The organism is Paraburkholderia sp. UCT2 (genome assembly GCF_014397665.1).
In the GTDB taxonomy this organism is placed as follows: domain Bacteria; phylum Pseudomonadota; class Gammaproteobacteria; order Burkholderiales; family Burkholderiaceae; genus Paraburkholderia; species Paraburkholderia tuberum.
The window spans coordinates 1-5,816 of the sequence record NZ_VZQO01000096.1 but is presented as its reverse complement, the minus strand read 5'-3'; the positions used below and the strand labels follow the sequence as shown (position 1 = coordinate 5,816).

The following is a 5,816-nucleotide window of genomic DNA, read 5'->3' as shown; positions in this document are numbered from 1 at the left end:
GCGTTCAGAAGCGACTTCAGAAAGGCCACTTTGTTGGGGTCCAGCGTGCTGCCGTCGGCCAGCGTCATGAAGTCCCACGAAACGCCGAGGCGAACCGTACCCACGCCCAATCCGGCAATCAGATCCATGTCCTTTGAGCATTCGCTCAGCGCCGTCTGATCCGCACTCCAGAGATTGCAGTTCACGTCCATTGCAAAACGGTCGTTTCCGCTTCCGGTGGGCGGCGGCTGCAGCGCCGCGAGTTGCTTGGCGGTGGCGGCGGTCGAACTCGTCTGGGAGAACGCTGGCATCGATTGCCCGCACAACAGGGCTAAAACGGCGAATAGTGAGTAGAGTCTGAGTTTCATGGCTTAGCTATAAATTGCTACTGACCGGGGATGGGCCGAGAACGTTGGAATTACGTTTGCCGATGACCATCAGTGCCTGAAGCGATGGCATACGTAAGCAAACACGTCAAACGCGTGAGTCAACGGTCGCTGACATCACGATTGAAAATGCTCTTGCACGGGATATGCGGGTTTCGTATCGATCGTCGCGAAACGGTTCAATCGCCTTGTCCCGCCCGTTGCACCAGGGCGCGGTTATAAGGCTGACCGTTCGCCTGAACCGGCGGAGAGCCATTGTCGGGGGGCACTACGCCGTTGCTGTACGGATCTGTAGCCGCGTTCGCGACTGTGTCGGCAGGCAGGGAGTTGGCGGTCACGGACGCGGTGCTGCCATCATCGCTTGTTTCACCGCCACAACCTGCAAGGCTTAGTACGCCTGCGATAAATGCAAGCGCCGAAGCAGTTTTTGCGATCTGGGGAAGCCGACGAAATGACGGTTTTAGTCTTGGAGAGAGTCTGCTGAAGAAGGACATCTGTCTATCAGGCCGATGGAACCTGGCCGCTAAAACGAACAACGTTCGCGTGATAAGGACGTCGCCACGAAAAAATACGCAACAACACGAAGTACAAGCGACTAATGACCGGCTTTTTTCAAGATTCAAGAGCCGCCCGCTGCCGCACTCGCGTGGGGCACTAATCGCGTTTAATCTTCAGATTTAATGCGACCTACTGAAAACCCGCTTTCATCATTTTCAATCGGAAGATTCGGTAATTCGTCGCAAATTGCGAAGTTTTTCCAATCGAATTAAAATCGACGAGGTTTTCCCTGAGTGATCTGATGAATACGAATGATACAGAATTGGAACAAATCATGCCCCATCGGACGTAACTAAGCGTAACAACGAAATTTGTGCTATGTGATCCTATCGGTAACGGGTCCCTCCTCCGTTCCCACGCTTATCCAGACGCGTTCTCGCGCCCGAGTTCGAGATTCACAAAACAACAAAAAGACCGTTACAAAATTGTTACTTGTCGCTTTTAGACAGTCGGGGTGCTTTAATTTCCGTCAATGTATGGTTCTTATCGGATGGCTGGGGACCTAATTAAATGACAATTAAATGTTTCGGTATGGTTTTAGAAAGAAAAATAATGCTGCCGAGGCATTTAATGCGCCGCACCGCTCGCATCAAATAAATCGCGGAATGCGAATTTTGCCACGGTTTGACTTTGTGCTTTGGAACAAGGAGACGGCCGGGAGCCAGGCGCGCGGAACCTGCATCTCATCGCCAGCGAAACACGCGCAATGGCTCGCCGTGGTCGCGGCGAAACTCGAGGCCGCCGGAACACCGGCGCTGCTTGCTATTCGCCACCGCGGACTTGCCATCGTACCGATGCTGAGGCCTTGTTGGGCAACCCCTTCGTTGTAGGAGCAGGGCTTGGCAGTTCGGTAACGGTCAGCCGAGTCTCTTCGGCGAGGCCGACCTGGTCCGCCTGCCTGACGCGTCTTGCCGCCACGTTTGAGCGCGCAATCCATTTTCGCGACTTCGCCATTTCCGCCGCCTCACGACGAATCTCAGGACGACATAGGGTTTTGCTCGGGCTTTCTAAAACACCCAGTTTTTGAAGTTTCATTGTTATGTGTCCGACCTCACAAAGCGGAGCAAGTCGCGGGCCTGACGCTGTCATTTTCCGGAAGGTTCTCTGCTACGCTCCCGAATGCCGTTAATTCGAAATTAGAAAGCGAACGTAGCCGTCGCGCGACTCGTGCGCATTATCGCGCGGGTAACACGCAATAAAAGATGGCGACGAATGGTTCTGCGAGCCATTACACGTTGCGGGAGATCATAGTCATGTTCCATCAACACGCGCCGACTCGCGCGGCGTTGCGTGCGTGCGCGCCGGTCCGAAGTCCGGGACGCCGCGCGCTGCTGCGTGGCATATCGGCCGCGGCGTTAGCAGGCGTTTCTTTTCCGCTATACGCGCAGCACGCAAGCGTAGGACTCGTCACACCACCCATTCGTCTCGACGACTTCTGGCTGGTCGATCAAAGCGGCCAGAAACGGTTGCTAACCGACCTGTTGCGTCAGAAAGTGACTGCGTTGCAGACGATTTACACAGGATGCACTTCAGTTTGTCCTTTGCAGGGTGCGCTGTTCAGCACCGTTCAGCAACGGATATCGCAGTTGCAGCACCGCTACCCCGTTCAGTTGGTGTCGATCGGAATCGATCCGCTTTCCGACTCGCCGCCCGCGCTGCACGCATGGCTCATGCGCTTCCAGGCCGGACCCGAATGGCGGGCGGCCACGCCGACGTTGCAGGACGTCGACCGGATGCGCAAAGCGCTTTCGGGCAGCACCCTGCCACTCGGCAACATTGCCGATCACTCGACCCAAATCTACTGCTTCGACGCGAACGCAATGTTGCGCTGGCGAAGTGATGACCTGCCTCGCGCGGATCAAGTTTGCGATGTACTGGGCGCATTAGGGCGTGTGTAACCTATTGGACTGAGGCTATGTCACAAAACCGATCGTTTGGGATCCTCTCGCAATTGTTCGACAGGTGCGTGAAAGCGTTGCTGCCAATCACATTCATGGCGGCGCTTTCGATGTTCTCCGCAGCTGCCGACGCGCAGACATCGAGCACGCTCACCGTCAACGGCACGACCTTGTGCGCCGATGTGAACGCCGAATCGAAGACGCCTGGCGCCTCGGTTATCGAGTGGACGTGCAATGGCGGGAATAACCAGCACTGGACACTGACGCAGAACAACGGGCTTTATCAGTTCGTCAACGTCAACAGCAAACTTTGCCTCGACATCTACGGTGTCAGCACGGACGCCGGCGCTGGGGCGGACCAGTGGACCTGCAATGGCCAGGCGAATCAAAGCTTTCAGCTGATCCCGCAAGGTGGCGGCTTTGCAATCGTCGCGTCGCAGAGTCACCTGTGTCTGGCTGTTGCCAGCCTCACGGCGCAGGGCTCGCAGATAACGCAGCAGCCTTGCAGCGGAGCCGCTCTGCAGACGTGGCAGATCAGCGGCATGACCGCGAAAACATTGCCGGCGAAGTGGACTACACCCTATAACCTGTCGATCGTGCCGGCAGCTGCGGCGAATCTGCCCGATGGCACCGTGGTAGTGTGGTCCTCCGACAAGAAGCTGGACTTTACGTCTGGCGAAGTCACCCCCGGCAACACATACACCGCAATCTTTAACCCGACCACCGGCACGAGCAAACAGGTTCTCGTGACGAATACCGGCCACGATATGTTCTGCCCGGGCGTCGTCAATCTTCCGGATGGCCGTATTTACGTCACCGGTGGCTCGAGCAGCGACGCGACGAGTTTCTACACGCCTTCGACTGGAAAATGGACGTCGGGTCCTCTAATGACTATTCCGCGCGCCTACCACGGCAGCGTAACGTTGAGCAATGGCAACGTATTCCTGGTGGGCGGCTCGTGGAACGGAGGCGAGGGCGGCAAGACCGGCGAAACCTGGTCACCGAGTACGGGTTGGCAGGTCAATAGCGCCATTCTCGCCGACTACATCCTCACGAATGACGCGGCTGGCATTTTCCGGTCCGACAATCATGCATGGCTGTTTGCGGTGGCAAATGGGCGAGTCTTCCACGCCGGTCCGAGCGTTGCCATGCACTGGTTCGATACCGCCGGCGCGGGCAGCGTGACGCCTGCCGGCAACCGGGGCAGCGATACCGACGCGATGAACGGCAACGCCGTTATGTACGATATCGGCAAGATCCTGGCTGTAGGCGGTGCGCCGAGCTACGAGTATTCCAACGCGACTGCGGACGCCACGCTAATCGACATCAGCAGCGGCACCGCGGTGACGCAAACGCTTACGCCGATGAATTACCGCCGCGCCTTTAACACCAGCGTGGTCTTGCCGAACGGTCAGGTGGTAGTCCTGGGTGGAGAGGCGTACCCGGTAACGTTTTCGGACGACACCGCCGTGCTGGCGCCGGAGTTGTGGGACCCTACCACCAAGACTTTCTCGGTGCTCCCGCCGCAAGCCGTGCCGCGTAACTATCACAGCATCGCACTGCTGTTGTCGGACGGTCGCGTACTGAGTGGTGGCGGTGGACTGTGCGGAAGCTGCTCGACAAACCATACGAACCTCGAAATACTGACGCCGCCGTACCTGCTCAACGCGGACGGCTCGGCGGCAACACGACCGACCCTCACAGCCGCGCCCACTACGGCACAGCTCGGGACATCGATCGCCGTAACGGGCAGCAGTGGCATCACGGCCTTTGCGTTGATGCGCATGTCTTCGTCGACCCACGCGGTCAACAACGAGCAGCGGCGGGTACCCGTGACTTTCACGGTAGGAACGGCGGGCGAATATCTGATCAATATTCCTTCTGATCCGGGTGTCGTCGTGCCTGGCTACTACATGCTGTTTGGCCTGAACGCGAAGGGCGTGCCGAGCGTTTCGCGCACGGTGCAGATCCAGTGATGGCGTTACGGTCACGGCGAACCGCGGCGCGTGCGCTGGCGCTGGCGCTGGCGAACATCACGTATGTCGCGCATGGCGCGCCGCTTTGTGAGTCGAACGATCTCGGGTGTTCGATCTTCAATGGGCAGCATTCGGTTGAGGCGCAATTGCGCGACGACGATCGTCTGTTGCCCGGCTCGACCACCCGTTGCGCGAACTGCCATTCGCAAACCGGCTCGGGCGACGCATTCGCACCACCCTTGACCGCCGGCAACCTGTTTCCTGCGAAGAGTCGAAGGGACGGTCCGGCGAGCAGTTACGATCAGGCAACGTTCTGCAGGGCGCTGAGGGAAGGCATCGACCCGGTCAACGTGATGTTGCGCAAAGCCATGCCTCACTACCGGATATCCGAGACCGAGTGTGCGGCGCTCTGGCATTTCGTGACGAAGCGCTAGCACCTTTGCGTGCGGTTGCGCGAATTCGGCGCCGTTTGCTCCACCAGCTTTTGTCGGTGTGTTCACGCTATACGGGCGCTTGTTCGAAATGATCGAAATAGCGACATCGCAATTGCGCATGACCCCGTTGGGGCGAAAAACGCGAATGTGCGGCAGCGTACGGAGGTGCGGCAAGCCGTCGGATAGGCTGCGATGACGTCTGCTATGAATAACTCGATTTCTGTTTGCTGGCGCAATACATCGGATGCGAAAAAATTAGAAGTCTGCGCCAGACCCGGCGGAAGTCCCTTTTAAACGATAAGACGATTTATTTCGAGCACGCGGCGGGGGGTAGATCATAGGGATTTCCTCTCCGGGTGCGTTGCGAGCAGGACTGACGTACTCGGCCTGTGCATTCGATTTCAGCCGTGACAAAAAGCGAGATCTGGCAACGCCGCATCGGCTGCACATTAAATCGAGCTTCCACCCTTTTCGTACACCCGCCCTGGGGTTTCGATGAATCAGAACTCTCTGCTTACGAATGCTGCCGTGCTCCGGAATAACGATGTAAGTCTTTCGCGTTATTTCGACGTTCTAATGGCCAAC

Annotated in this window: 4 protein-coding genes and 1 pseudogene; 3 read left to right on the top strand and 2 right to left on the bottom strand. The window is 57.6% G+C overall.

Annotated features, from left to right (window positions below; translation table 11 throughout):
- Both F6X39_RS37230 and F6X39_RS37760 read right to left on the bottom strand, forming a co-directional pair.
- Positions 1 to 290: pseudogene (locus tag F6X39_RS37230) on the bottom strand (hypothetical protein); the annotation flags it as partial.
- A 1,395-nt stretch (positions 291 to 1,685) separates the two neighbouring features.
- Positions 1,686 to 1,958, bottom strand: coding sequence for a hypothetical protein (locus F6X39_RS37760; RefSeq protein ID WP_187620077.1), 273 nt, complete (start codon positions 1,956 to 1,958; stop codon positions 1,686 to 1,688).
- A 218-nt stretch (positions 1,959 to 2,176) separates the two neighbouring features.
- Here F6X39_RS37760 and F6X39_RS35580 point away from each other — a divergent pair, with 218 nt between their 5' ends.
- Genes F6X39_RS35580 through F6X39_RS35570 form a run of 3 tightly spaced genes read left to right on the top strand, consistent with a single transcriptional unit; the run spans position 2,177 to position 5,231 of the window.
- Positions 2,177 to 2,821, top strand: coding sequence for an SCO family protein (locus F6X39_RS35580; RefSeq protein WP_187620076.1), 645 nt, complete (start codon positions 2,177 to 2,179; stop codon positions 2,819 to 2,821).
- Between the two features lie 17 nt (positions 2,822 to 2,838).
- The gene (locus F6X39_RS35575; RefSeq protein ID WP_187620078.1) at positions 2,839 to 4,797 is read left to right on the top strand and encodes an RICIN domain-containing protein; all 1,959 of its coding nucleotides are present in this window, start codon (positions 2,839 to 2,841) and stop codon (positions 4,795 to 4,797) included.
- On the top strand, positions 4,797 to 5,231 hold the full coding sequence (locus tag F6X39_RS35570; protein WP_187620075.1) for a hypothetical protein: 435 nt from the start codon (positions 4,797 to 4,799) through the stop codon (positions 5,229 to 5,231). The genes F6X39_RS35575 and F6X39_RS35570 overlap by 1 nt, the downstream gene beginning before the upstream one ends.
- Positions 5,232 to 5,816 lie beyond the last annotated feature (585 nt).